We start from the raw sequence: 25479 nt of genomic DNA, 5'->3' as shown, positions 1-25479 counted from the left end.
TCAAGGTACCCGGCCCGCTTTGCGTTGCCGCAGCCTTTAGTCCACGACGCCGGTGAGCCAGTTCGCCGGCCCGTCGCTGCCGGCGTCGTATTCTTCCAGGGGCACGTCGCCGTTCGCCCAGGCGCCGAGGACGGGTTCGATGATCCGCCAGCAGTCCTCAGCCGTGTCGCCTCGAACGGACAGGAGCGGGTCGCCCGTCAGGATGCCTTCCAACACCTCGCCGTAGGGCAGCATCCCGGCTGCGTTGAGTTCGGCCACCAGGCTTGCACGGTCAAGGCTGAAGATGTCACCGGGACCGTTGACGTCGACGTCGAGCTCTAAAACGTCGGGCCCGAAACCGATCCGCAACTGATTGGGCGAGTCCACGCCGGAGAATCCCTTGGGCAGGTGGGGGACCGGGCGGAACGTAATGACGGCCTCCTTGCGCCGGTGACCCAGGGCCTTGCCGGAGCGGAGGATGAACGGGACGCCCTTCCACCGCCAGTTGTCGATGTCGACGCGGACCTCCGCGAGGGTTTCCGTGTTCCTTGACGGATCCACGCCTTCTTCAGCGGCGTAGTCGGGTACCGTACGTTCACCCAGGGTTCCTGCCGTGTACCGGGCTCGACGCGTCGACCCGCTGTAGGGGGCCTTGATGCTGCTGGCACGCAATACCGTGGCGACGGCGTCCCGAAGGTCGCGTTCGCCGATGGTCGCAGGTGCGTCGATGGCCAGAAACGCCATGATGTGCAGGAGATGGCTTTGGATCATGTCCCGGAGCGCGCCGGCGGTGTCGTAGTAGCGGGCCCGGCCCTCAAGGGCGAGGTCTTCGTCGAAGACGACCTCCACCTTTTCAATATGGTCCCGGTTCCACACGGGCTCCAGGAACCTGTTGGCGAAGCGAAGGCCAAGGATGTTCAACACCGTGGCCTTCCCCAGGAAGTGGTCCACCCGGTGGATGTGATCTTCGGGCACCAGCGCAGCCAGTGTCTTGTTCAGTTCGTGCGCCGATTCCGTGCCCGAACCAAACGGCTTCTCCATGACCAGGCGGGTTCCGGCAGGCAGCTGTTCGGGGTGCAGGACCTCGCAGGCCTTCTGGCTGACGTGGGGCGGCAACGCGAAGTAGATCGCGACCGGACCCTCCAGTTGCGACAGCAACTCAGCCAGCGGTCCGTCCGCCGTGACATCGAGTTGGTGATACCCGGTGCTCCCGGCGACGGCAGCCAAAGCCGCCTGGCCCTGGGTATCGGCTTCCTTTGACGCGGCCGCAAAAGCGCCGTCGACCCGTTCCCTCCACTGTTCCGGGGACCAGGGATCAGACCCGGCACCCACCAAGCGCAGTCCTGGAGCCCCGCCCGCGGCCAACAGCCCTGCCAGGCCGGGGAGCAGCAACCTGCCCGTCAGGTCTCCGGATGCGCCGAGGATGAGCAATGTTTTTACAGTTGTTTTACTGGTCACCGTGCCAGCATGCCATCTTGCAGGTGCGACTTGGTACCCTAGATAGTCGAGTCCCGTAGTTGAGTCATCCCGTAGTGGAGTCATATTGCCGGGGCAAGAATCGTCAAGACTATGGCGTGCCGCATTGGCCGCCATTCGTAGACCATCGAAAGAAGTGCACGGCGCGTGTTCAATTCACTCTCTGACCGGTTGACAGCAACCTTCAAGAACCTCCGTGGCAAGGGCCGCCTCACCGAGGCTGACGTCGATGCCACAGTCCGGGAGATCCGCCGCGCCCTGTTGGATGCGGACGTCGCCGTATCGGTGGTCCGCGAATTCACCGGGCGCATCCGTGAACGTGCGCTGGGCGCCGAAGTTTCAGGTGCGCTGAATCCGAGCCAGCAGATCGTGAAGATCGTCAACGAGGAACTGAAGGAAATCCTCGGTGGCGAGACCCGCCGTATCCGCTTGGCCAAGAACGGCCCCACCATCATCATGCTCGCCGGCCTCCAGGGTGCCGGTAAGACCACCCTTGCCGGCAAGCTGTCCAAGTGGCTCAAGGCCCAGGGCCACAGCCCCATGCTGGTTGCCTGCGACCTTCAGCGTCCCAATGCAGTGACGCAGCTCCAGGTTGTTGGCCAGCGGGCCGGTGTCCCGGTTTTCGCTCCGCACCCCGGCGCCACCTCGGAACTTGAACACCCTGCCGGTGACCCGGTCGCCGTCGCAAAGGCCGGCGTCGAGGAAGCGCGCCAGAAGCTGCACGACGTCGTGATCGTCGACACCGCCGGCCGCCTCGGCGTCGATGCCGAAATGATGGACCAGGCGCGCCGGATCCGTCAGGCGATCATCCCCAACGAAGTCCTCTTCGTGATCGACTCCATGATCGGCCAGGACGCCGTGAACACGGCGATGGCCTTCGATGAAGGCGTCAACTTCACCGGCATCGTCCTGTCAAAGCTCGACGGCGACGCCCGCGGTGGTGCCGCACTTTCAGTGGCGTCCGTTACCGGCAAGCCCGTCATGTTCGCGTCCACCGGCGAGGGCCTGGACGACTTTGAGCTCTTCCACCCGGACCGCATGGCTTCCCGCATCCTGGACATGGGTGACGTCCTCACCCTGATCGAGCAGGCGGAGAAGGCGTGGGACAAGGACGAAGCTGCCAGGATGGCGAAGAAGTTCGCCGACCAGGAAGACTTCACCCTGGACGACTTCCTCGCCCAGATGCAGCAGATCCGCAACATGGGCTCCATGAAGAAGATGCTCATGATGATGCCGGGTGCGCAGAACATCCGTCAGCAGCTGGAGAACTTCGACGAAAAAGAGATCGATCGCGTCGAGGCGATCGTCCGTTCCATGACTCCGCACGAGCGTGTTGCGCCGAAGATCATCAACGGCTCCCGCCGCGCCCGTATCGCCAAGGGTTCCGGCGTGCACGTCTCGGAGGTCAACGGCCTGCTGGAACGCTTCGCGCAGGCGCAGAAGATGATGAAAAAGCTGGCCCAGGGCGGCGGCATGCCGGGTATGCCCGGAATGCCCGGCCTCGGTGGCCCTGGTGGCGGACGCAAGAACGGGAAGAACACTCCCAAGAAGAAGGCTCGCTCCGGCAACCCGGCCAAGGCCGCCCAGGAACTTCGCGACGCGGAGGCCAAACGGGCCAATGCTGCCTCAGCGGCACCTACGGGCGCGGCTTTCGGACAAGGCGCTGCGGACTTCGATCCGTCGTCGCTGAACCTTCCCAAGGGCTTCGACAAGTTCCTCGGTAAGTAGATAGTGCGTCCCAACTGTCAGTCAGTTGGGATGTCAGAGCCGTGGAATAGGCTGAACCAATGCACAAGCAGCGCGTAGTCTTCGTTCACGGCCTGGGGAGTTTCGGCGCCGCAGCATGGCCGAAGCAACACGGCATGGCGCTGGCGTATGACGCCTTGTTTCTGAGGAGGCACGGCTTTTCGGCCGTGGACGAACCGGTGCAATCCAATGTGGCGGCAGACGTCGCCATCGTGATCAATGCATTGGTCGACTCCGCTGGAGGCCACGTCGTCGCGCATGAGCAAGGCGCCATTTCCGCCATGTTGGCAGCGATCGAGCGCCCCGACCTTGTGCACTCGCTGTCCCTGGTGGAGCCGGCCTGCTTGTCGCTGACAGCCGAGCTCCCTGCCACGGCCTCCCACCGTGCGCTCATGGAACCGTTGTTCGACGTCCGGGCACAACTGAATGACGCCGATTACCAGCGGGAATACTTCCGCAGGGCGTTTTCGGCTGAAACCGGGGGACTGGAAACGCCGGAGGCCCAGAGGTCCGCGCGCAGGCTTAGGCTCCAGGCACCGCCATGGGAAGCGCCGCTTCACATCGTGCCCGGCGTCCCCACCTTGGTCCTCACCGGTGGATGGGAACCGCTCTACGAGGAAATCGCGGGGTACCTCCAGGAAACCGGCGCCCTCCGCCGCGTAGCAGCGGGCGGGCACCGGCCCCAGGATTCAGTCGATGGCGATCACGTCATCCGCTCATTTGTTGCTGACGTTGGCCGCGCCATGTCAGTTCACGCTTCCTGAGCTGCTTTTGCCCGCATTGCCGGGAACCTGGAGTTCCGGCAGGTAGACCTTCCCTCCAGAGGCCAGGAACTCTTGGCTTTTTTCCTGCATCCCGCTGTACATGCCGGCGATTGCGGCCTGCGCTTCAGCTGAACCGTATTCATCGCGGATGTCCTGGCTGATCCGCATGGAGCAGAATTTGGGACCGCACATCGAGCAGAAGTGCGCGGTCTTGGCCGGTTCCGCGGGAAGGGTTTCGTCGTGGAAGGCCTCGGCTGTCACAGGGTCCAGGGAGAGTGCGAACTGGTCGCGCCAACGGAACTCGAACCGGGCTTTGGACAGGGCGTCGTCCCGCTCGTTCGCTCCCGGGTGCCCCTTGGCGAGGTCTGCGGCGTGGGCGGCGATCTTGTAGGTGATGACGCCGGTTTTGACGTCGTCCTTATTCGGCAGGCCCAGGTGTTCCTTGGGTGTCACGTAGCAGAGCATTGCCGTGCCGTAGCGCGCGATTTCGGTCGCGCCAATGGCGGAGGTGATGTGGTCGTAGCCGGGTGCGATATCCGTGACCAGGGGGCCCAAGGTGTAGAACGGGGCTCCCTTGCACAGCTCCTGCTGGCGTTCCACGTTTTCGCGGACCAAGTGGAAGGGGATGTGCCCCGGGCCTTCCACCATGACCTGGACGTCGAACTCCCACGCCCGCTGGGTCAGCTCGGCAAGGGTGTCCAGCTCTGCGAACTGTGCGGCATCATTGGCGTCGGCGATGGAGCCGGGACGCAGCCCGTCGCCCAGCGAAAAGGCGACGTCGTACTTGGCGAAGATTTCGCACAGTTCGTCGAAGTGCGTGTAAAGGAAGTTCTCCTGGTGGTGCGCCAGGCACCAGCCAGCCATGATCGAGCCACCCCGGGAAACAATTCCCGTGACGCGGTTGGCAGTCAGCGGGACGTAGCGCAGCAGGACCCCGGCATGGACGGTCATGTAGTCCACGCCCTGTTCGCACTGCTCGATCACGGTGTCGCGGAAGATCTCCCACGTGAGCTCGTTGGCCTCGCCGTTGACCTTTTCGAGTGCCTGGTAGATGGGGACCGTGCCAATCGGAACAGGAGAGTTGCGGATGATCCATTCCCGCGTGGTGTGGATGTCATCGCCTGTCGAGAGGTCCATGACGGTATCAGCACCCCATTGCGCCGCCCACTGCAGTTTGTCCACTTCCTCGGTGATGGAGCTGGTGACCGCTGAGTTGCCAATGTTGGCGTTGATCTTGACCAGGAACGCCTTGCCGATGATCATCGGTTCGGATTCAGGGTGGTTGATGTTGCTGGGGATGATGGCCCGTCCGGCGGCTACTTCGCTGCGGACCAATTCAACATCGCAGTTCTCGCGCAATGCCACGAACTGCATCTCCTGCGTCACGATGCCTTTCTTGGCATAGTGCATCTGGGTGACGGTTCTCTGCTCGACGGCGCGGCGGGGCACCGGTTGTGCGCCCTTCCACTCCGCCGATGCCGCCCCGCGCCGTACCGCGGACTTGCCGTCGTCGAGCAGGTTCCGTTCCCGCCCCGAATACGGCTCCGTGTCCCCCCGGCCTTCTATCCAGGGTGCGCGGAACGGTTCCAGCCCGACTCTCGGATCGCTGCCCGGTCCGGCCGTTCGATAAACCTGCAGGGGCGGGTTGGCTTGGCCGTTGGGGGAGGGCTCAAGCGCGATCTCAGTGACGGGAACGCGGATCCCGTTTTTGGGATCTTCGAGCCATCCCAGCGAGTGGGATTTCAGCGACTGGGTCACGGTTTCTGTTGCCCCGGTGTCCATGACGGATTCGTTTTGGGCAGGGCTGTGCTGTGCTTTTGTGGTGCTCAAGGGACTGCTCACTTCCTTCGCCGGCATTACCCGGACAGGTTCAACGGTCGCAGACTGCGTCAGTCCGATCTCAGCCCCTGCAGGGGCCCCCGTGTGGTCGTAGTTGAAGCTACCACAGCTGCCATCGGGCGCACAGTCATATGTGCGTTACGGGCCTGCGGTCAGAAGGCCCGGCTAGGCTTTTGCCATGGCCAACATCATCGAATTCAGCGGTACGGTGCTCGTGGCGGCAGGCAAGGAGCGCCGGGGCATGTGGTCCGTTGACGGCCGCCTGACCTTCATCAAACCCGTGGGGGCGCCGGATATGGTGCTCGACGGCTGGGTCCTGCCGGGCTTTGTCGACGCGCACTGCCACATAGGCCTGGGACCCGGCGGTGCGGTTGATGGCCAGGCTACCCTTGCCCAGGCGCTGGCAGACCTCGCGGCCGGCACCCTGTTGATCCGCGATGCCGGATCGCCCAGTGACACGCGCTGGGTCCAAGGCCGCGTGGATTTGCCGCGACTGATCAGGGCTGGCCGGCATATTGCCAGGGACCGGCGGTACCTCCGCGGGCTGGGGCATGAAATCGAACCCGAACAGCTCGTCGAAACCGTTCGCAAGGAAGCCCGTGACGGCGATGGCTGGGTGAAACTGGTGGGCGACTGGATCGATCGCGGCGTCGGGGACCTGACCGCATCCTTCCCAGCCAAGCTGGTCAAGGACGCCATTTCGGCCGCGCATGATGAGGGTGCCAGGGTCACGGCCCATTGCTTCGCCGAGGACACCATCGATGACATGCTGGACGCCAACATCGACTGCATCGAACACGCGACGGGTCTTTTGCCGCGGCACCTTCCCCGGCTGGTGGAGCAGGGTGTGCCCATTGTCCCGACGCTGGTCAACATCGCGACCTTTCCGGACATCTCCGCCCAGGCTGCGCCCAAGTTCCCGGTCTATGCGGATCATATGGCCAGGCTGTGGGAACGCCGCCACGACCGCGTGCTGGAAGCCTTCGAAGCCGGTGTCACCATCTACGCGGGCACCGATGCCGGCAGCGTGATCAAGCACGGCCGGATTGCGGACGAGATGAAGGAACTGCACGACGCCGGCCTGCCGCCGTCCGCTGTCCTGGAAGCCGCCACGTGGGGCGCCAGGGCGTGGCTGGGTGTCGACGCCATCAGCGAAGGGGCGAGTGCCGACGTCGTTCTTTGCAGTGCGGATCCCCGCATCGAACTCAACACCGTCGCCGAACTTCAGCACATTGTTTTGCGGGGCGAGGTCATCCGCTAGGAATAAATTGAAGCTTCAAGTAATTTAGTAGTAGTAGAAGGTGCCGAAAGGGCGGCAGCCTCAAACCCAGGAGCTTCACATGACTACAGCAAACAGCCAGGATCTTCTTCCTGCCGAACTCACCATGGGCACGGTCATGCTCAAGGTTGGCGACATGAAGGTCATGAGCGACTACTACCAGCGCGCCTTGGGCCTGAATATTGTGGCCGAGCAGGATGGCGGGTTGTACCTGGGCCGCACGGGAAAGCCTGTTGTCCACCTGGCGCCCGCCTCCGGCCTGCAAATTCCAGGGCGCGGCGAAGCGGGCCTCTTCCACACCGCCATCCTTTTCGAGGACCAGCCATCCCTGGCGGCCACCATTGCCACGGCGGCAGAATATGAGCCCCGCGCCTTTGCCGGAAGCGCCGACCACCTCGTCAGCGAGGCGTTCTATTTCACCGACCCCGAGGGCAACGGCATTGAGCTCTATTACGACAAGCCCCGCGAACTGTGGCAGTGGGACGGCAAGAATGTCGTCATGGACAACGTCGCACTTCCACCGCAGCGGTTCCTGCAGCAACATCTGAGTGAAGCTGCAGTGACCGGCCAGCGCGAGGCTGCTGCCGGGATCGGCCACGTGCACCTTCAGGTGGGCGATGTCGAAACAGCGCAAAAATTCTACGTGGAAACCCTGGGGTTCGAACGGACCGCGGGATGGCACGGCCAGGCCCTGTTCGTATCTGCCGGTGGCTACCACCACCACATGGCCATGAATGTTTGGAACAGCCGCGGCGCCGGACCCCGGAAGGACACGCTCGGGCTGGGGGAAGTCCTGATCGAAGTTCCCACGGCTGATGACGTAGCGATGCTGGCGGATCGGCTGAAGGTCGCGGGCGTCCAAAACCACCACACCGGGGTGGAGCTTCAGTTCGACGACCCATGGCGGAACAAGCTGCGCGTCGCCGTTCGCTGAGTCGTCCCCGCGGCCCTTGGCTGCACTAGGCTGGGCAATGACGGCACGGAACCTTCCGGTTCCTGTGCCGCCGCCCCGTCAGCACGAAGGATTGAGAGTACTTTCCATGGGCTTTGCCGAAATTTTTGTAGCCACCCACGACGAAGCACTCAAACGGGCAGCCGCCCTGGACCGCGGTGCCGAAGCCACGGGTCCCGCCGTCAGGATAGAGGGCATCACCGACTTTGAGGTCGAACAGCTGGGCGACCTCGCCGGCCAGGCAGTCCACGCTGCAGGAGCGGACTACGAACTCGCCCTGGTGGATGTCACCAGCGATGCCCTCCTCGGAGTTCCCGAGGCCATGGTGCGCGCGCTTGCCGAACTGCTCACCTACGAGAGCGAAGGCGATGGCAACGTACTTGATGACGTTGCGGCCGCCTGGGCCGCCCAGGACGACATGCCGTTCGATGCCACCCAATCGCGCCAGTACGTCCAGCAACTGGCGGCCCTCGCGACGGATGTGGAAAAAGCCGAACGCTCCGGACTTTACGTCTGGTCTGCCTGACGGGTACCCCGGTTTTCCGGGCGTCGATCGGGCCGGAGTGACCAAGAACACGCCACCCCTCGTGGCGTAAGTCGTAATTGCATCGGGCATCTGGCACAATAGACAGGTACTCGATCGGTGCGGCCCCTCTCTCCGTGCTCGTATCTTGTCCTTCGAACCGTCTAGTATGGCCCGCCCCACGGGTGCAGAACGTCGGGTTCAACCCCGTTTCAGAAACAGGAGTGACCACAAAAGTGGCCGTAAAGATTCGCCTTAAGCGCTTCGGTAAGATGCGCGCACCGTACTACCGCATCGTCGTCATGGATGCCCGCGCCAAGCGCGATGGCCGTGCCATTGAAGAAATCGGCAAGTACCACCCCACAGAAGAGCCGTCGTACATCGAGGTCGCTTCCGAGCGCGCCCAGTACTGGCTCTCCGTTGGCGCCCAGCCGACCGAGCAGGTTGCTGCGATCCTCAAGATCACCGGTGACTGGCAGAAGTTCAAGGGCCTCCCGGGCCAGGAAGGCACCCTGAAGACCAAAGCTCCGAAGGAAGCCTTCGTAGCACCGGAGAAGGGTTCCGTTATCATTCCGGAAGCCATCACCAAGAAGGCCAAGAAGGACGAAGCTGACGCTCCGGCCGACGCTGAAGCAGAGACCACCGAGGCTGAGTAAGTTGCTGGCAGAAGCGCTCGAGCACTTGGTCCGTGGGATCGTTGACAGCCCTGAGGATGTCAAGGTCAGTGCCAAGAACAATCGCCGCGGGGAATCCCTTGAGGTGCGTGTTCACCAGGAGGACCTCGGACGGGTGATCGGCCGCCAAGGACGCACCGCACGCGCACTGCGCACTGTGGTTGCTGCTTTGGCAGGTGGCGAGCAGGTCAGGGTCGACGTCGTCGACACCGACCGTCGCCGGTAACGCGCTCAGCAATACTTTTCTTAGGTCCGGCCCCTTCACCGAATATGGTGGAGGGGCCGGATTGCTTTATCCAACATTCATCTCCGTGGCCGCCTGGCGGCGCGGGCATAACAAGAATTCAGAGGAACCCATGCAGCTCCAGGTGGCCCGGATCGGCAAACCCCACGGCATCCGCGGCGAGGTCACGGTGCAGGTGCTCACCGACGCCCCGTCGGAGCGCTTCGTCGCCGGAACCGAGTTTGTCGTTGAGCCGGCCTCTGCCGGCCCGCTGACCATCCGTAGCGCACGGTGGAACAAGGACATCCTCCTGCTGGGCTTTGAGGAAATAGCTGATCGCAACGCCGCCGAAGTCATCCGCGGCGCCAAGCTCTTCATCGAAACCGAGGAACTCGACGACGAGGACGACGACGAAGGCTGGTATGAGCACGAGCTCGTGGGGCTTGAGGCCCGCGTTGGTTCGCAGGTTGTGGGCACAGTCGCTGCACTCACCACGCTCCCGGTCCAGGACCTCCTGACGGTCAAGACGCCGGAGGGCAAGGAAATCCTCATCCCGTTCGTCGATGAGATCGTGCCTGAAGTCAACGTCGAAGACGGGTACATCCTGGTCACCCCTCCTGCTGGCCTTTTTGAGATCAACGAGTCCACCGCGGAGGAGCCCAAGGACGGCGCCGGAGATGATGCCTGAATGAGGATTGATGTCGTCAGCATTTTTCCCGAGTACCTTGCCCCGCTTGAGCTCTCACTCATAGGCAAGGCACGCCAGGACGGTTTGCTCGAACTCAACGTCCACGATCTCCGCTCCTTCACCACGGACAGGCACCGCACCGTGGATGACACCCCTTATGGCGGCGGGGCCGGAATGGTCATGAAGCCCGAGCCGTGGGCGCAGGCCCTCGAATCTGTTTCCGGGACCCGTGAAGGCTCCAAGCCCGTTTTGATCGTCCCTTCGCCGGCGGGGGAGAGGTTCAACCAGGCCCTGGCCTACGAACTTGCCGAGGAAGAGCACCTTGTCTTTGCCTGCGGACGCTACGAGGGCATTGATGAGCGGGTCATCGACTGGGCGCAAGACCACTTCACGGTTCGTCCGGTCAGCCTTGGCGACTACGTCCTCAACGGCGGCGAAGTAGCCGTGCTGGCCATGGTGGAAGCCATTGGACGCCTCCTTCCCGGGGTCGTCGGCAATCCGGAGTCCTTGGTTGAGGAGTCCCACTCCGACGGTTTGCTGGAGTACCCGGTGTACACGAAGCCCTCCGCGTGGCGCGACCACGAAGTTCCCGCCATCCTGCTCAGCGGTAACCATGGCAAAATCGCCCAGTGGCGCCGCCACGAACAGTTCCGCCGGACGGCCGAGCGCCGGCCTGACCTTCTGGAAGGGTTCGACGCCGGTGGCTTGAGCCGCGCGGATCGCAACGCCCTGGCGGACCTCGGGTACGCGGTGGTTGACGGGCGCTTGCGTCCGCGGCCCGGTGGCGACGCCGCAAACTAAGGGCGCGCAGCCGCCGTCGGACTTTCACGGGTCCCGGCAGTTGGCCCCAGGCTCTGCCGTATGGCAGAATTAACCCTTGTGTCTGCTGGGCTGACACCTGCCACAGGGGGAGTTCAGCCAACAGTCGGACAACCCGGTGACGCCAATCAGTGGCGGAACCGGACACTAAGAAAACTTCGGCGGAAATTTCCGGCGGCCTGATGTGCCCCGGGCTTGTCCGCCGTAACCCAAAGTGAATGACCTGTGGCGTTCACCAGGAGTGGATTAATGCATATCCTCGATAGCGTAGATGCAGCCTCGCTGCGTAACGATGTTCCTGAGTTCCGCGCGGGCGACACCCTCAAGGTTCACGTCAACATCATCGAAGGCAAGAACTCCCGTGTCCAGGTATTCCAGGGCTTCGTCCTGGGCCGCCAGGGTGACGGCGTTCGCGAAACCTTCACCGTGCGCAAGGTTTCCTTCGGTGTCGGCGTAGAGCGTACCTTCCCGGTACACTCCCCGATCATCGACAAGATCGAGGTCGTCACCAAGGGTGACGTCCGCCGCGCCAAGCTTTACTACATGCGCGCACTGCGCGGTAAGGCTGCGAAGATCAAGGAAAAGCGCGACTTCGCCAAGTAAGTCCTCCGACTTACGTAACGGGTCCAGGATTCGTGCCCGGTAGTTCCGGAGCAATCCGCAACGCAACAGGGATACGAATCATGGAAACATCAGGACGCCAGCCCCGGAAACAGGGCTGGCGTTTTGTTTTGCTCGCACTGGTGCTTGCCGTGGCAATCAGTGGCCTGGTGCGCTCATTGTGGCTGGATGTCTACTACATTCCCTCCGAGTCCATGGAACCCCTCCTGGGCACCGGAGACCGCATCCTGGTCTCCCGAACGGCCTACGCAGCGGAACCAATCCGCCGCGGCGATGTGGTTGTCTTCGACGGACGCGGTTCTTTCGCCCCGCTCAGCAGCGGCAAGGGACCGCTGGTCGACGCAGTCTCCGCCGCAAGCCAGTGGTTCGGACTCACGGGAAGCGACACCACGTACGTCAAGCGGGTCATAGGGATCGCCGGCGACCACGTCCGGTGTTGCTCGGCCGATGGACGGCTCACAGTCAACGGTCAGCCTATTGATGAACCCTATGTGTACCCCGGGGATGAACCCAGCAAGCAGAAGTTCGACGTCGTGGTGCCTGAGGGTCGTTTGTGGTTGATGGGTGACCACCGTTCCCGTTCAGCGGACTCCCGCGGATTGCTGGGGGCACCGGGGGGCGGCATGGTGCCCGTGGACCGGGTTATCGGCCGACCGGTCCAGATCGTCTGGCCACTTGATAGATTTGCAGAGATGCCTCGCTCCACGCAGGCCGAAACACCCTTGAAGAACGGACAGTAGATGCCGGACAAAGCTCCTGAGAATCCCGAGCGGTACGACGACGACGCGCGGCTCTCGGACGGAACGGCAAGTACCGCCGGAGTGGCGCCATCGCGCCCGGACGACGCTGAAGCGTCCGACGAGCACAATGGTGCCCCTGACCAGACGTCCAATGACACGGATGGCCCCGCGCACTCGGCCGGGAAGACTCACCGGAATCCCGTCCTCGTTTGGGTGAAAGAGATCGCTACGGTTGTGGCGATCGCACTGGTGCTGTCCTTCCTGCTCAAGACTTTCCTGTTCAGGGCCTTCTATATCCCCTCGGAGTCCATGGAAAGCACCTTGGACGTCAACGACCGGATCTTTATTAATCTCCTGGTTCCGGGCCCCTTCGACCTGTCCCGTGGTGACGTGGTGGTGTTCAAGGACACCCAGGCCTGGCTCGAACCCGTGCCGCAAAAGGCCGCCGGGCCCATGGACTGGTTCAGTGACAGCCTCGAATTCGTGGGGCTGATGGCCGACAACACCGATCAGCACCTCGTCAAGCGTGTCATCGGTCTTCCGGGTGACCATGTCTCCTGTTGCGACGCCCAGGGACGCGTCAGCGTCAACGGGGTGCCGCTGAACGAGACGTACATCAATCCGGCAGAAATTCCCCAGCCGAGCGCATTCGACATCGTTGTTCCGGAAGGCAAAGTCTGGGTCATGGGCGACAACCGCAACCACTCGGCAGATTCCCGGGCCCACCAGGAAGTCAATGGCGGCTTCATCAATATCGACGATATCGAAGGCAAGGCGACCGTCATCGCGTGGCCTGTCAGCCGATGGACAATACTCGACAACCACTCAGACGTCTTCCGTGACGTCCCCAAGGCAACTGCGACCAAGTAATGACAACCACGGCAGCCGGCACCACGGGAAGGCCCCCAGCGAAGGCCAAGGGCAAGAAGCAAACCGCCCCCAAGGCAAAGAAAGCCGTGGGTTTCCCCACCCTTGACCATGAGCGCACGTTCCTTGCCCCTGGGGTGAGCTTACTGGCGGGCGTGGACGAGGTAGGCCGCGGGGCACTGGCTGGTCCCGTGAGCGTGGGAATCGCCGTGGTGAGCCTCGCTGACCACGGCTTGCTGGCCGACGTCCGCGACAGCAAACTACTCAAGCCCGAGGACCGCGAACGGCTTGAACCCCTGGTCCGGGAATGGGCCGTGGCAAGCGCCGTGGGCCACGCATCCTCGCAGGAAATCGATGAGATCGGCATTATCGCGGCCCTGCGCCTTGCAGGGACGCGGGCGTGGTTCGAGATCCTGGCCGGCGGGATCACCCCGGATGTGGTGCTCCTGGACGGCAGCCATAACTGGCTTTCCCCCGAGGTCCAGGCTTCCCTCTTTGACACCCCCGCGGGACCCGCCTGCGAAGCTCCCGTCCACACCAAGGTCAAAGCCGACATGAGTTGCCTCAGCGTCGCGGCAGCCAGCGTCCTGGCAAAAGTAGCCAGGGACCGCATCATGGTTGACCTGCACACCGAGCTGCCCGCCTACGGGTGGGACGTCAACAAAGGCTATGCCACCTCCGCCCACCGGGACGTGATCCGGCAGCAAGGTCCCAGCGCCTACCACCGGACAAGCTGGAACCTGACCAGTTCCGGAGCCGACTGACCTGCTCCACCGACGCTTCAAAGCTCCGGCTGTCCCCGGGTGGCGCGTCCCGTCCTGAAGATGGTGCAAGATGGAAGCATGAGCGCCGAGGACCTTGAGAACTATGAAACCGACATGGAGCTGCAGCTCTACCGCGAATACAGGGACGTAGTCGGTCTGTTCAGTTACGTTGTCGAGACCGAGCGGCGGTTCTACCTTGCCAACCATGTTGATCTCCAGGCCCGCAGTGCGGACGGGGAGGTCTACTTCGACCTGACCTTGCAGGATGCCTGGGTTTGGGACGTCTACCGTTCGGCCCGTTTTGTGAAGAACGTCAGGGTTATCACCTTCAAGGACGTCAACGTGGAAGAGCTTCCGCGGAGCGAAGACCTGGCGTTGCCCAAGGACGGCGGACTGGGCGACTTGGGAGACCTCGGCAACTAGTTCCGAGTGTTCCTCCACAAGCATGACTTCTGCGGAGTTACCCACATAGCGCAGTGATCGCCTGCCACCCGCCGCTGCCAGCCTGAAAGCTGGTAGCGGAGGTGATGGTCATGAGAGCAAAAGACCTGCTTGGCCAACATGGCGAAGCGCTGGCCGCTGAATTCCTGGAGAGCCAGGGAATGCGGATCATAGATCGCAACTGGCGCTGCACGGACGGCGAAATAGACATCGTGGCCCTCGAGGGCAACATTCTCGTAGTGGCTGAGGTCAAGACCCGTCGAAGCTTGGACTACGGACATCCATTCGAGGCTGTGGGCACAGCCAAACTGGCCCGCCTGCACCGGCTCGCGTCGTCATGGTGCCGTGCCCACGAGGTCAAGGCCATCCGTAGGCGCGTCGACGTCGTCGGCGTTATCGACGACGGCATCGGCCAACCGCAACTGGAACACCTGCGGGGTGTGGGCTAGATGGGGGTGGGACGCAGCTACTGCGTGGCACTTGTTGGCCTGAATGGCTACATCGTCGAGGTCGAAGCGGACATCGGACAAACGCTCCCGAGTTTCGTGATCCTGGGTCTGCCTGACGCGGCACTGAACGAGGCCAAGGAACGCATTCGTTCGGCCGCCCAGAACTCCGGCATTCCACTGAGCCGGCGAAAGATCACAGCCAACCTGATTCCGGCCTCACTTCCCAAGCGGGGATCCGGCTTCGACCTCGCCATCACAATGGCTGTCCTTTGTGCAGCGAACGATGTCCGCTCCATTGGGGGGACGGTGTTCATAGCCGAGCTTGGCCTGGACGGTCGGTTGCGTCCTGTTCGTGGAATCCTCCCGGCGGTTATGGCCGCCGTGCATGCGGGCTACCCGGACATCGTCGTGGCGGACGCAAATGCCGCCGAGGCATCGTTGGTGCCGGGGGCAAAGGTCCGCGGCTACAAAACCCTCGCGCGGCTCGCCTTCGACTTCGGGGCAGACCCCAAGGACCTCGTACTGGACTACGAGCCATCGGATGAGGGCACGGCAGATGACGAGGACAGCATCGGTTTTCCGGAGCCGGACCTCTGCGACGTTTCCGGTCAGGGGGAGGCCCGCAGGGCCTTGGAAGTCGCTGCTGCAGGCGGCCACCATATGCTGCTGACCGGACCGCCCGGGGCCGGCAAGACCATGCTGGCGGAACGGTTGCCCGGGTTGTTGCCCGATTTGGCGGATACGGCGGCCATGGAAGTCACTGCCATCCACTCCTTGGCTGCGATCCAGTCGTCAGCGGTGCGCTTGATCCGCAGGCCTCCATTTGAAAACCCCCACCACAGTGCCACTGCGGCGGCCATCATTGGTGGCGGTTCGGGACTTCCCCGTCCCGGTGCGGCGTCGCGGGCGCACCGGGGCGTCCTGTTTCTTGACGAGGCGCCGGAATATGAGCGCCGGGTGCTTGATGCCCTCCGCCAGCCGCTGGAAAGCGGGGAACTGGTCATCCACAGGTCAGCGGGCACAGCGGCCTATCCGGCCCGTTTCCAGTTGGTCCTGGCCGCGAATCCGTGCCCTTGCGGCAAGGCAACGGGCAAGGGGACGGAATGCACTTGTACGGCGATGATGCGGCGCCGGTACTTCGGGCGCATATCGGGTCCGTTGCTGGACCGGGTGGACATCCAACTTCAAGTGGAGCGGGTGTCCCTGGCGGACTTTGGCAGCGCAGCAAAGGAAGAAGACACTGCCACGGTCGCGGCCCGGGTAATGGCGGCGCGGTCCCGGCAGCTGGAGCGCCTTGGACCTTTCGGGCTCGAAGCCAACTCCCAAGTGCCAGGGCGCGTACTGCGCGGAGAGCTGAGGCTGCCTCCCGGAGCCACTCGGGTGCTGGACATCGCCCTGGAACGAGGCACCCTGACCGCGCGCGGTTACGATCGCGTCCTCCGGCTGGCCTGGACCCTGGCAGACCTGGACCAAACCGACAAGCCGGATATCAACCACATCGGGCAGGGTCTCGGGCTCCGCCAGGCTGCATCCGCGGCATGAGACACACCCTCACGAAAGGACTAACCCACGTGGCAACAACCAGTCAGGAAAAGGAACGCATTGCGCGGGCGGCGCTGGCACGGCTCATGGAGCCGCAGGACTCAGTGGGTCTTGCCCTGGTGCGGGCTGTCGGAGCTGTCGATGCCCTGGGCGTCGCAACAGGGGAACTGGCGACCGGACCCAAGCTGGAACAGGAAATCTCCGCCCTCCTCATGGACGAGGGCGGACCAGCCGCGTGGCCCGGCCTGCCGGCCAGTCTCCGGCGTTGGGCGCCGCGCATCGCCGACCTCGCCCCTGAGCGCGACATGGCGACGATGCGCCGGTTGGGTGGGAGAGTGATTGTTCCGGGGGACGAGCTATGGCCGGCCCAGTTGGCCGACCTCGGCCTGCAGGAGCCACTTTGCCTGTGGTGGAGGGGCACTGAGCAACCGCTCCCCACTGCACGGCAGGCAGTGGCACTCGTGGGTTCGAGGGACAGCACCAGCTATGGGGCATCAGTGACCGGAGACCTTGCCTACAGCCTGGCGCAACGCGGATTCACGGTGGTCTCCGGCGGCGCCTACGGGATCGATGCCCATGCCCACCGTGGAGCCCTCAGCGGCGGGACCGCCAACGTACCCACCATTGCGGTCATGGCGGGCGGGGTGGACCGTTTCTACCCGTCCGGCAATGAAGAGCTCCTCAGAGCGGTGTCCAACCAGGGAGCTGTGATCGCGGAAGTGCCGCCCGGATCGGCTCCCACGCGGTACAGGTTCCTCCAACGAAACCGGCTCATTGCGGCCATCGCTTCGGTGACAGTGGTGGTTGAGGCTCGCTGGCGTTCAGGAGCCCTCAATACAGCCCACCATGCCGAGACCCTGGGGAGGGCAGTGGCTGCTGTCCCCGGGTCCATACACAGTGCCAATTCCGCAGGCTGCCACCGCCTCCTCCGGGACGGCGGAGCAATATGCGTCACCGATGCCGGCGAGGTCGCCGAGCTGGCAGGCGCAATGGGGGAAACCACCAGTGACGGGAAGGAGTCGCCCGCCGCAGCGCATGACGGTTTGTGCCTGGAGGACCTCATTCTGTTGGACGCCTTGCCATTAAGATCCGCCAGTTCGATAGAGAAATTGACGGTTGTGGCCGGACTCAGCCCCGAAGCAGTCCGGGCAGGGCTGGCGCGGTTGGATGTGCTGGGGCTCGCCGTTTCGTCAGGCGGAACGTGGAAAAGAGCCAATAAGGCCTAGCCAGGCCGGGCATGGGCATGTTGATGCCCGGTGTTAATGCCGGCGGCTGGCACAGTGGGAAGGGTGGACGGGCAATCATTACCAGAATCGCTGCAAAGCGCAGTTGAGGGATTTCGACGCTACCTGGCAGGGGAACGCGCCAGGTCTGAGCACACCGTCCGCGCCTACATTGCCGACGTGGAGAGCCTCCTCGGTTTCGCCGTCCAGGAAGGTGTCGGGGAACTCGGTCAATTGGAGCTCGGCTCACTTCGGCGCTGGCTCGGTGCGCAAAGCGAAGCAGGTATGGCCCGGGCCACGCTGGCCCGGCGAGCAGCCACCGCACGCTCGTTCACCTCCTGGGCGTTGCGGGAAGAACTCATCGCCGTCGATCCTGCCGTCAGGCTGCAGGCGCCAAAGCGTGACAAGTCCCTGCCGGGTGTCCTGCAGCAACAACAGGTGACCAGGATGGTGGATGACCTGACCACGGCAGCCGAGGACGGTGGTCCCATGGCCGTGCGGAACCGGGCCATGGTGGAACTGCTGTACGCCACGGGAGTCCGCGTAGGTGAACTTGCCGGCCTGGATATTGACGACCTCGATCCCGACCGCCGGACACTCCGGGTGCTGGGCAAAGGTAACAAGGAACGCACGGTCCCGTTCGGTGTCCCGGCGGCCATTGCCGTCGACGACTGGTTGAGGCGGGGCCGGCCTGCTGTCGTGACCGCCTCCAGCGGCCCAGCCCTTTTCCTTGGGGCGCGGGGGAGCAGGGTGGATCAACGGCAAATCCGGGCGGTAGTGAACAAAGTGCTGCAAGCGCTGGGTGATACCTCGGCCAAGGGCCCGCACGCACTCAGGCACAGTGCTGCCACCCATCTGCTCGATGGTGGTGCGGACCTGAGGGCCGTCCAGGAGATCCTGGGCCACAGCAGCCTGGCGACGACGCAGATCTACACGCACGTTTCCGTGGATCGGCTGCGTAAGAGCTATCAGCAGGCTCACCCGCGGGCGTGACACCGCGCACGGTCGCGCTGCACTGGCGGAAACGGGCAGCGTACGGCAAAATGAAAGCACCACGGGGAAACCTTCAATGCACGGTTGAGGGTTATATCTGTGCCAGTATCGTCAGTAGTAGTTCGCACAAGTAAATAGCCTGTCAGGGCGTGCATGATTTTCATGGCACCGGCAGCAACAGCAAACATCAAGGCAGAGGTCGTTGGGGAAGACGTACCTACAGCTATGGAGGATGGAATGTCTGTTGCAACAACCCGCGGTGTCCTGTTCGTGCACTCAGCCCCGACGGCACTTTGCCCGCACGTTGAGTGGGCCATTGGATCGGTCGTAGATAAGCGGACCGATCTTGAGTGGACCCCGCAGCCTGCTGCGCCCGGGATGTTCCGGGCTGAGCTGTCGTGGACCGGTGCGCCGGGCACGGGGGCCCAGTTGGCGTCTGCCCTGCGCGGTTGGGCCCACCTGCGCTATGAGGTTACCGAGGAGCCGAGCCAAGGCGTGGACGGGGCCCGCTGGTCCCACACCCCCGAGCTCGGAATTTTCCATGCCGTCACGGACGTGCACGGCAACATCATGGTGACCGAAGACCGCATTCGCTACGCCTACGAGTCCGGTGCCGGGGATCCCTCGGCCGTCTACCATGAATTGTCCCTGGCGCTCGGCGAAGCGTGGGACGAGGAGCTTGAGCCGTTCCGGCACGCCGCCGAAGGCGCTCCCGTGCGCTGGTTGCACCAGGTCGGCTGACCCGGGATAAGAACACCCCATAGCAATGAGGAGGGCCCCACCGGATGGTGGGGCCCTCCTCATGTCATCGGGCCGGAGGCGGGACGGTGCTGCTAGACATTTCGGACGGCGATGACGGCGTTGTGTCCGCCGAAGCCGAAGGAATTGCTCAGGGCGACGATATCGCCAGCGGGCAGATCACGTACCGACGTCACGACGTCGAGGGGGATCTCCGGGTCCTGGTTCTCGAGGTTGATGGTCACCGGTGTCTTGCGCTCGTATACAGCCAGCACCGTCAGGACGGCCTCAACTGCTCCGGAAGCTCCCAGGAGGTGGCCCATCTGGGACTTGGTGGCAGAGACCGCCACGTTGTCCACGTGGGCGCCAAGGGCGGCCCGGAGAGCTGTGTATTCGGGCTTGTCACCCACAGGTGTCGACGTGGCATGGGCGTTGACGTGGACAACGTCCTCAGCCTGGATACGGCCATCGAACATTGCGGCCTTGAGGGCCCGTGTGGCGCCGAGGCCTTCGGGGTCCGGTGCCGTGATGTGGTAGGCATCCGCGGTCACCGACGTTCCGGCAAGCTCAGCGTATATGCGTGCTCCGCGGGCGATGGCGTGTTCCTCGGCTTCGAGGACCAAAGCGCCGGCACCTTCACCCATGACAAAGCCGTCACGGTCGATGTCGTAGGGTCGTGAAGCGCGTTCCGGCTCGTCGTTCCTACGGGAGAGCGCCTGCATGGAGGAGAACGCTGCCAGGGGCATCGGGTGGATGGCCGCTTCCGCGCCACCGCAGACCACCACGTCAGCCTTACCGGACCGGATCAGGTCAAGGCCAAGGTGGAGGGCTTCCGTGCCGGACGCGCAGGCTGAAACGGGGGTGTGTGCTCCGGCGCGTGCGCCAAGGTCCAGGCTGACGGCAGCGGCTACACCGTTGGGCATCAGCATGGGGACGGTCATGGGCAATACCCGGCGGGGACCCCGGTCACGGAGGGTATCCCAGGCATCCAGGAGCGTCCAGACGCCGCCAATACCAGTAGCGAAGGCCACCGCCAGACGGTCGTGGTCGATCTCGCTAATTCCGGAATCGGCCCAAGCCTCACGGGCGGCAATGACGCCAAACTGCGTGGAAGGGTCCATGCGCTTGGCTTCGACCCGGCTCAGGACGTCCAGGGCCGGCGTCGAGCACCGGGCAGCAAAGTGGACGGGGAGGTCGTACTTGGCCACCCACTCATCTTCGAGCGTACGGGCGCCGGAGACCCCTTTCAGCGCGTTCTGCCACATTGTGGGTACGTCGCCGCCGATGGGAGTGGTGGCCCCCAGACCGGTTATGACTACTTTGCGTGCCATGCGATCACTCTCTGTCGGATCAGCCAGCCCTCCCGATGGATGCACGGGGGGAGGCAAGAAAAACTCTGGGCGTTATTGCGGCTGTGCCGGGCGCAAGGATCCAATCCCGGCCCGGCACAGCTGTGTCAGGACTAAGCCTGTGCGTTTGCGATGAAGCTGACGGCGTCGCCGACGGTCTTAAGGTTCTTGACCTCTTCGTCCGGAATGCGAACGCCGAACTTCTCTTCAGCGTTGACAACGATGGTCATCATGGAGATGGAGTCGATGTCGAGGTCCTCGGTGAAGGACTTGTCCAGCTCTACGGCTTCGGGGGCAAGGCCGGTTTCTTCGTTGACGATTTCAGCCAGGCCGGCCAGGATCTCTTCGTTGCTAGCCATTGTTGGCTCCTTTTCTTGTTTGTACCGGCTACTGCCGGAAAGGGGGGCAAACCGCGGTTACGGTTTGGGTTTGTAAGTCGTATTCAGTTGGCTGGAGGCCACTGGGACTCCAGGTTCTACGGCAGGACTACTACCTGAGCCCCGAAGACCAGGCCCGCGCCGAAGCCGATCTGCAGGGCAAGGCCGCCGCTCAACCCGGGGTTTTCCTGGAGCAAACGGTGTGTGGCCAGCGGGATGGAAGCGGCTGATGTATTGCCGGCTTGGGCAATGTCGCGGCCGATTACGACGGACTCAGGGAGCTTGAGCTTCTTGACCATCTCATCAATGATGCGCATGTTCGCCTGGTGGGGAACAAATGCAGCGAGGTCGGTGGCTTCGATGCCGGCTGCGTCCAGTGCTTGCTGGGCCACCTTCGCCATCTCCCACACGGCCCAGCGGAATACTGTCTGGCCGTCCTGGCGCAGTGTGGGCCAGACATCCTGGGTGGCTGACAGGATGGCCGGGTCATCGATTTCGTCAGAGTGCCGGGCGGATTCGCCCAGTTTCCTGACGTCCTCCAGCGAGTGGGTCATGCCAATGGCGTCCCATTTGCTTCCATCGGAACCCCAGACCGACGGGCCGATGCCGGGGGTGTCGGAGGGGCCCACGACTACCGCTCCGGCGCCGTCGCCGAGCAGGAACGAGATAGTGCGTTCGTGGTTGTCGATGACATCCGAGAGTTTCTCGGCACCGACCACCAGGACGTACTGTGCCGCGCCTGAGCGCACCAAGGCATCTGCCTGAGCCACGCCGTAGCAGTACCCGGCACAGGCGGCGGAGATGTCGAAGGCGGGTGCCGGCGTCGCGCCCAAACGCTCGGTGAGTGCGGCGGCAGCGGACGGTGTGGCGTAAGGGTGCGTCACGGTCGAGACAATGACGGCGCCCAACTGGGACGGTTCGATTCCGGCCTGCTGGATTGCTTCGCGCGCAGCTCCTTCGGCCATGTCGATCACGCTGACATCTGCGGCGGCGCGGTGGCGGGTGATGATGCCGGTGCGCTGGCGGATCCACTCGTCGGAGGAGTCGATCCACTGGCAAACGTCCTCGTTGGTGACAATGACGTCGGGGCGGTAGGCGCCGATGCCCAGGATTCGGGCGTTTTCGTTAACCGCAGTCTTGTTCAGTACCGGGGTGCTCATGCCTGTCCTTCCAATTCAGCGAAAAGTGCAAGCGCCGCGGACAGGTCATCCGGGGTCTTGACTGCAACGGTCGTCACGCCGGGCATGCCGCGCTTGGCCAGGCCGGCAAGGGTTCCTGCCGGTGCAAGTTCGATCACGCCCGTGACTCCGCGCTGAACCATGGTTTCCATGCACTTGTCCCAGCGAACAGGCCGTGAGACCTGCGCAATGAGGCTCTCGATGGCAGCCGTGCCGTCCGTTACTTCCTGGCCATCGTAGTTCGACAGCAGCGGAACCGAGGGGTTCTGCGGTGACAATGACGGTTTGAGGGCTTCCAAGGCGCTGACTGCAGGCGCCATGTGCGAGGTGTGGAAAGCGCCTGCGACCTTCAGGGGGATGACCCGAGCCTTGGCAGGCGGGTTGTCCGCAAGGGCCTTCAGCTGATCAAAGGTGCCTGCCGCGACCGTCTGGCCCGCACCGTTGACGTTGGCTGGAGTGGCGCCGGAAGCTTCAATGGCTGCCAGGACCTCGGCAGGATCGCCACCCACCACGGCGCTCATGCCTGTAGGAGTTACGGCTGCTGCCGCGGCCATGCTGTTGGCGCGTTCGCGGACGAAAGCCATGGCTTCGGCGTCGGTCAGGACGCCGGCGAGGGCGGACGCCGTGATTTCGCCGACGGAGTGGCCGGCCAGGATGACGGGAAGGCTGCTGAGCTCGACATCGAAGAGCGAAGTGGCGGCCACCAGGCCGGCCGCGACAATCAGCGGCTGGGCTACGGCGGTGTCCTTGATGGTTTCTTCGTCAGAAGTGGTGCCGTGGGCCTTGAGGTCAATGCCTGCGATCTCGCTCAGGGAGGCCAACTGGCCTTCGACGGAGGGGAGTTCCAGCCAAGGGGCCAAAAATCCGGGGGTCTGGGAGCCCTGTCCAGGGCAGACGATTGCAAGCACGTATCCAGCTTTCCAAATTGCCACGTGATCCACTGGTGTTTTGGTACACCAAGCTCACTGGGTCAGTTTGTAGGAAGTCTACAACGGTTCAGTTCTGTGAACGCGACGCGTGACGTTCGGGGGCGGCTTTGGGTTGGGCTGAAAGCCGGCCTACTACCAAGGCTGTTTGCAGCACAAACGCTTCCCTCGGCAGGAGCGGATCCCAACCTGTGACGTCGCAGACACGCTTCAAACGGTAGCGCACCGTGTTGGCATGCACGAACAGTTCCCGGGCAGTCGCTTCAAGCGAATGCCCCAGCTCAAGGTAGGTTCCCAGGGTCTCCACCAAGCCATTGGAGGCCGCCAGCAGGGGCCGGTAGATGTTCTTGATGAGCGACCTGCGGGCCGCGTCGTCGCCGGAGACCACGCGTTCGGGGAGCAGGTCGTCGGCCGCCACCGGGCGTGGAGCCGAGGGCCAGGCTCGGGCGGCGGTGAGCCCCGCAAAGGCCGCTTGCGCGGAACTGCTCGCTTCCACCAGCGAACCGGCCTCCGGGCCGTAGACGACGGCGCCAGGGGCGAACAGTTCGCTGAGTTTGACGTAGGCCGTATCCCTGTCCTGGACTCCACCGAGAATGAGGATCAACCGGTCGCCCTGGATTCCCACAAGGGCATCCTCGGCGAAACGCCCGGCGGTCCGGCGCAGCTCACTGACATAGCTTGCGCTGGGTTCCGACGGCGAATTGCCCACCATGACGGTGAACCTCTCCTGGGCTTTCCAGCCGAGGGCGGCGATCCGGGACCGCAAGGCGTCAGTGTTTTCGCCTCGAAGGATGGCATCCACGATCAGTGCCTCAAGCCGGGTGTCCCAGGAACCACGCGATTCTGCTGCCCGTGCGTAGACGTCGGCGGCGGCAAACGCAACCTCCCGCGAGTATCGGAGGACCGCTTCCCGCAGCGATGGCTGGTCCGACTCCGGCGCGATGACGGGCACTTGGTCTTCGACAACTTCCACAACGATGCGGATCAGTTGCAGCGCCTTTTGCAGGCTGATGGAGCGAGTCAGTTCCGTGGGCGCGTTACCAAAGACGTCGGTGAGGATCCACGACGGTGAGCTGGGACGCTCGTACCACGTCACGAATGCGGCGATGCCGTTCTGGGCCACCAATCCAAGCGCCGAACGCTCGTCTGAGCTGAGGCGGCTGTACCACGGCAGTGACTTCTCAAGCTTTCGCATTGTGCTGGTGGACAGTTGCCCAACGTTGGCGCGGAGCTGCCGCAGGGTTTCGGCCTTTTCCGGCGACAATGCCGGGGTTGCTGCCTTGCGCTTGGAAGTTGTTTTGACGGGCTCTGCCATGGAATGAGCATACGGCCCATCCCGGGCAAGCTCCATTTGTGAGAAGGCTACAACTGACGTTGCTGCCCGTCACGTCCTGCCGAACACCGTGGGAGGCCGGTTAAAGCCCGACGGCGGCCCCAACCTTTTCGGTTGAAGCCGCCGTCGCGGTACTGCTTTTGTTGTGGGACGTGCCCAGCAATTGTTTAGGCGTCGCCGCCTGCTCCGCCGGTGGTGCCGGCGTTGACATCCAGGAGCCGGTACTTCTCGATTGCCTTCTCCAGTGCGCCTTCCTCCACTTCGCCCTTGGCGGCGAGGAGTTGGAGGGTTTTGGCGACGATGGAGTGGGTGTCGTTTTTGAAGTAGCGGCGTGCGGCTTGGCGGGTGTCGGAGAAGCCGAAGCCGTCTGCTCCGAGGGAGGCGAAGTCGTTGGGGATGTATTGGCGGATTTGGTCGGGGACGGCTTTCATGTAGTCGGTGACGGCGATGACGGGCCCGGTTTTGCCTGCGAGTTGTTCGGTGATGAAGGGGGTGGGTGCGGGTTGGCCGGGGTTCAGGAAGGCGTGGTCTTCGGCGGCGAGTCCGTCGCGTCGGAGTTCGTTCCAGGACGTCACGGACCAGACGTCGGCGGCGACGTTCCAGTCTTCGGCGAGGATCCGTTGGGCTTCGAGGGCCCAGGGCACGGACACGCCGGAGGCGAGGATCTGCGCGGTGGGCCGGTCCTGGTTTCCGTTGACCGGTGCGGGGGCGTCGGCGAGGTGGTAGATGCCTTTGAGGAGCCCGTTGACGTCGAGGTTTTCCGGTTCCGCGGGTTGGGTGATGGGCTCGTTGTAGACGGTGAGGTAGTACATCACGTTTTTATCTGACGCAGTTCTGGTTCCTTGCGCGTCAGCGTCGGGTCCGTACATTTGTTCGAGTCCGTGGCGGATGATGTGGCCGATTTCGTAGCCGTAGGCGGGGTCGTAGGTGCGTACGGCGGGGTTGGTGGAGGCCAGGATGGGGGAGTGCCCGTCGG

At 63.6% G+C, this 25479-nt stretch carries 27 protein-coding genes and 1 riboswitch; of the genes, 19 read left to right on the top strand and 8 right to left on the bottom strand.

Going from position 1 to position 25479, the window contains the following annotated elements:
- Window positions 1–36: 36 nt before the first annotated feature.
- A complete protein-coding gene (locus AC5RU9_RS00135; protein WP_494014897.1) occupies window positions 37–1437 on the bottom strand; it encodes a glucose-6-phosphate dehydrogenase in 1401 nt (466 codons plus the stop codon).
- Window positions 1438–1602: 165 nt separating this feature from the next.
- Between AC5RU9_RS00135 and ffh the strand changes: the two genes are divergently transcribed.
- Window positions 1603–3183: a signal recognition particle protein gene (ffh, locus tag AC5RU9_RS00130; RefSeq protein WP_211713517.1), complete on the top strand. Its 1581-nt coding sequence runs from the start codon at window positions 1603–1605 to the stop codon at window positions 3181–3183.
- 59 nt (window positions 3184–3242) lie between these two features.
- Window positions 3243–3965: an alpha/beta fold hydrolase gene (locus tag AC5RU9_RS00125; RefSeq protein WP_494014896.1), complete on the top strand. Its 723-nt coding sequence runs from the start codon at window positions 3243–3245 to the stop codon at window positions 3963–3965.
- On the opposite strand, the gene thiC is transcribed toward AC5RU9_RS00125, so the two are convergent.
- On the bottom strand, window positions 3948–5747 hold the full coding sequence (thiC, locus tag AC5RU9_RS00120) for a phosphomethylpyrimidine synthase ThiC (protein WP_494015455.1): 1800 nt from the start codon (window positions 5745–5747) through the stop codon (window positions 3948–3950). The two genes, AC5RU9_RS00125 and thiC, sit on opposite strands and share 18 nt — an antisense overlap.
- Window positions 5748–5790: 43 nt before the next feature.
- A riboswitch (TPP riboswitch) is annotated at window positions 5791–5898 on the bottom strand.
- 84 nt (window positions 5899–5982) lie between these two features.
- Here thiC and AC5RU9_RS00115 point away from each other — a divergent pair.
- The 17 genes from AC5RU9_RS00115 to AC5RU9_RS00035 all read left to right on the top strand — a co-directional run bounded on the left by AC5RU9_RS00115 (window position 5983) and on the right by AC5RU9_RS00035 (window position 19343).
- A complete protein-coding gene (locus AC5RU9_RS00115; RefSeq protein ID WP_494014895.1) occupies window positions 5983–7065 on the top strand; it encodes an amidohydrolase family protein in 1083 nt (360 codons plus the stop codon).
- A 79-nt stretch (window positions 7066–7144) separates the two neighbouring features.
- Complete coding sequence (locus AC5RU9_RS00110; protein ID WP_494014894.1) at window positions 7145–8017, top strand: VOC family protein; 873 nt, start codon at window positions 7145–7147, stop codon at window positions 8015–8017.
- Window positions 8018–8123: 106 nt separating this feature from the next.
- A complete protein-coding gene (locus AC5RU9_RS00105; RefSeq protein WP_494014893.1) occupies window positions 8124–8561 on the top strand; it encodes a hypothetical protein in 438 nt (145 codons plus the stop codon).
- Between the two features lie 233 nt (window positions 8562–8794).
- Window positions 8795–9214, top strand: a complete 420-nt coding sequence (gene rpsP / locus AC5RU9_RS00100; RefSeq protein WP_211713540.1) for a 30S ribosomal protein S16 — start codon at window positions 8795–8797, stop codon at window positions 9212–9214.
- Between the two features lies 1 nt (window position 9215).
- The gene (locus AC5RU9_RS00095) at window positions 9216–9458 is read left to right on the top strand and encodes an RNA-binding protein (protein WP_011775119.1); all 243 of its coding nucleotides are present in this window, start codon (window positions 9216–9218) and stop codon (window positions 9456–9458) included.
- Window positions 9459–9588: 130 nt separating this feature from the next.
- Complete coding sequence (gene rimM / locus AC5RU9_RS00090) at window positions 9589–10143, top strand: ribosome maturation factor RimM (protein ID WP_494015454.1); 555 nt, start codon at window positions 9589–9591, stop codon at window positions 10141–10143.
- Window positions 10144–10944, top strand: a complete 801-nt coding sequence (gene trmD / locus AC5RU9_RS00085; protein ID WP_494014892.1) for a tRNA (guanosine(37)-N1)-methyltransferase TrmD — start codon at window positions 10144–10146, stop codon at window positions 10942–10944. It abuts the gene before it with no gap.
- 267 nt (window positions 10945–11211) lie between these two features.
- Complete coding sequence (gene rplS, locus AC5RU9_RS00080) at window positions 11212–11565, top strand: 50S ribosomal protein L19 (RefSeq protein ID WP_014922079.1); 354 nt, start codon at window positions 11212–11214, stop codon at window positions 11563–11565.
- Between the two features lie 80 nt (window positions 11566–11645).
- Window positions 11646–12323 carry a signal peptidase I gene (gene lepB, locus AC5RU9_RS00075; RefSeq protein WP_494014891.1) on the top strand — a complete coding sequence of 226 codons (678 nt, stop codon included), beginning with the start codon at window positions 11646–11648 and terminating at the stop codon, window positions 12321–12323.
- Complete coding sequence (gene lepB / locus AC5RU9_RS00070; protein ID WP_494014890.1) at window positions 12324–13193, top strand: signal peptidase I; 870 nt, start codon at window positions 12324–12326, stop codon at window positions 13191–13193.
- Entirely contained in the window at window positions 13193–13954 is a 762-nt protein-coding gene (gene rnhB, locus AC5RU9_RS00065; protein WP_211713526.1) for a ribonuclease HII, read from the top strand. Before lepB (AC5RU9_RS00070) ends, rnhB begins: the two co-directional genes overlap by 1 nt.
- A gap of 78 nt (window positions 13955–14032) precedes the next feature.
- Window positions 14033–14377, top strand: a complete 345-nt coding sequence (locus AC5RU9_RS00060) for a DUF2469 domain-containing protein (RefSeq protein WP_018776202.1) — start codon at window positions 14033–14035, stop codon at window positions 14375–14377.
- A 101-nt stretch (window positions 14378–14478) separates the two neighbouring features.
- Window positions 14479–14844, top strand: coding sequence for a YraN family protein (locus AC5RU9_RS00055; protein ID WP_494014889.1), 366 nt, complete (start codon window positions 14479–14481; stop codon window positions 14842–14844).
- On the top strand, window positions 14845–16386 hold the full coding sequence (locus tag AC5RU9_RS00050) for a YifB family Mg chelatase-like AAA ATPase (protein WP_494014888.1): 1542 nt from the start codon (window positions 14845–14847) through the stop codon (window positions 16384–16386).
- Window positions 16383–17612, top strand: a complete 1230-nt coding sequence (gene dprA / locus AC5RU9_RS00045) for a DNA-processing protein DprA (RefSeq protein ID WP_494014887.1) — start codon at window positions 16383–16385, stop codon at window positions 17610–17612. The genes AC5RU9_RS00050 and dprA overlap by 4 nt, the downstream gene beginning before the upstream one ends.
- Before the next feature lie 36 nt (window positions 17613–17648).
- Window positions 17649–18602 (top strand): tyrosine recombinase XerC, encoded by a 954-nt coding sequence (locus tag AC5RU9_RS00040; protein WP_249184599.1) that lies wholly within the window; start codon window positions 17649–17651, stop codon window positions 18600–18602.
- Window positions 18603–18839: 237 nt separating this feature from the next.
- Window positions 18840–19343 carry a DUF3145 domain-containing protein gene (locus AC5RU9_RS00035; RefSeq protein WP_018776197.1) on the top strand — a complete coding sequence of 168 codons (504 nt, stop codon included), beginning with the start codon at window positions 18840–18842 and terminating at the stop codon, window positions 19341–19343.
- A 92-nt stretch (window positions 19344–19435) separates the two neighbouring features.
- Here AC5RU9_RS00035 and AC5RU9_RS00030 read toward each other — a convergent pair whose 3' ends face one another.
- The 6 genes from AC5RU9_RS00030 to AC5RU9_RS00005 all read right to left on the bottom strand — a co-directional run.
- Window positions 19436–20671 (bottom strand): beta-ketoacyl-[acyl-carrier-protein] synthase family protein, encoded by a 1236-nt coding sequence (locus AC5RU9_RS00030; RefSeq protein ID WP_494014886.1) that lies wholly within the window; start codon window positions 20669–20671, stop codon window positions 19436–19438.
- Between the two features lie 131 nt (window positions 20672–20802).
- A complete protein-coding gene (locus AC5RU9_RS00025; protein WP_175320862.1) occupies window positions 20803–21048 on the bottom strand; it encodes an acyl carrier protein in 246 nt (81 codons plus the stop codon).
- A gap of 116 nt (window positions 21049–21164) precedes the next feature.
- On the bottom strand, window positions 21165–22226 hold the full coding sequence (locus tag AC5RU9_RS00020; RefSeq protein ID WP_211713532.1) for a beta-ketoacyl-ACP synthase III: 1062 nt from the start codon (window positions 22224–22226) through the stop codon (window positions 21165–21167).
- Window positions 22223–23152 carry an ACP S-malonyltransferase gene (locus AC5RU9_RS00015; protein ID WP_494014885.1) on the bottom strand — a complete coding sequence of 310 codons (930 nt, stop codon included), beginning with the start codon at window positions 23150–23152 and terminating at the stop codon, window positions 22223–22225. The genes AC5RU9_RS00020 and AC5RU9_RS00015 overlap by 4 nt, the downstream gene beginning before the upstream one ends.
- Window positions 23153–23240: 88 nt before the next feature.
- Complete coding sequence (locus AC5RU9_RS00010; protein ID WP_211713534.1) at window positions 23241–24485, bottom strand: PucR family transcriptional regulator; 1245 nt, start codon at window positions 24483–24485, stop codon at window positions 23241–23243.
- A gap of 185 nt (window positions 24486–24670) precedes the next feature.
- Window positions 24671–25479, bottom strand: an 809-nt coding sequence (locus AC5RU9_RS00005; protein WP_494014884.1) for a transketolase-like TK C-terminal-containing protein, incomplete at its 5' end; no start/stop codon positions are given.

The organism is Arthrobacter sp. B0316-5-4 (assembly GCF_059090325.1).
Note: the sequence above shows the minus strand (reverse complement) of the source record. Positions and strands in the feature narration are given on the sequence as shown.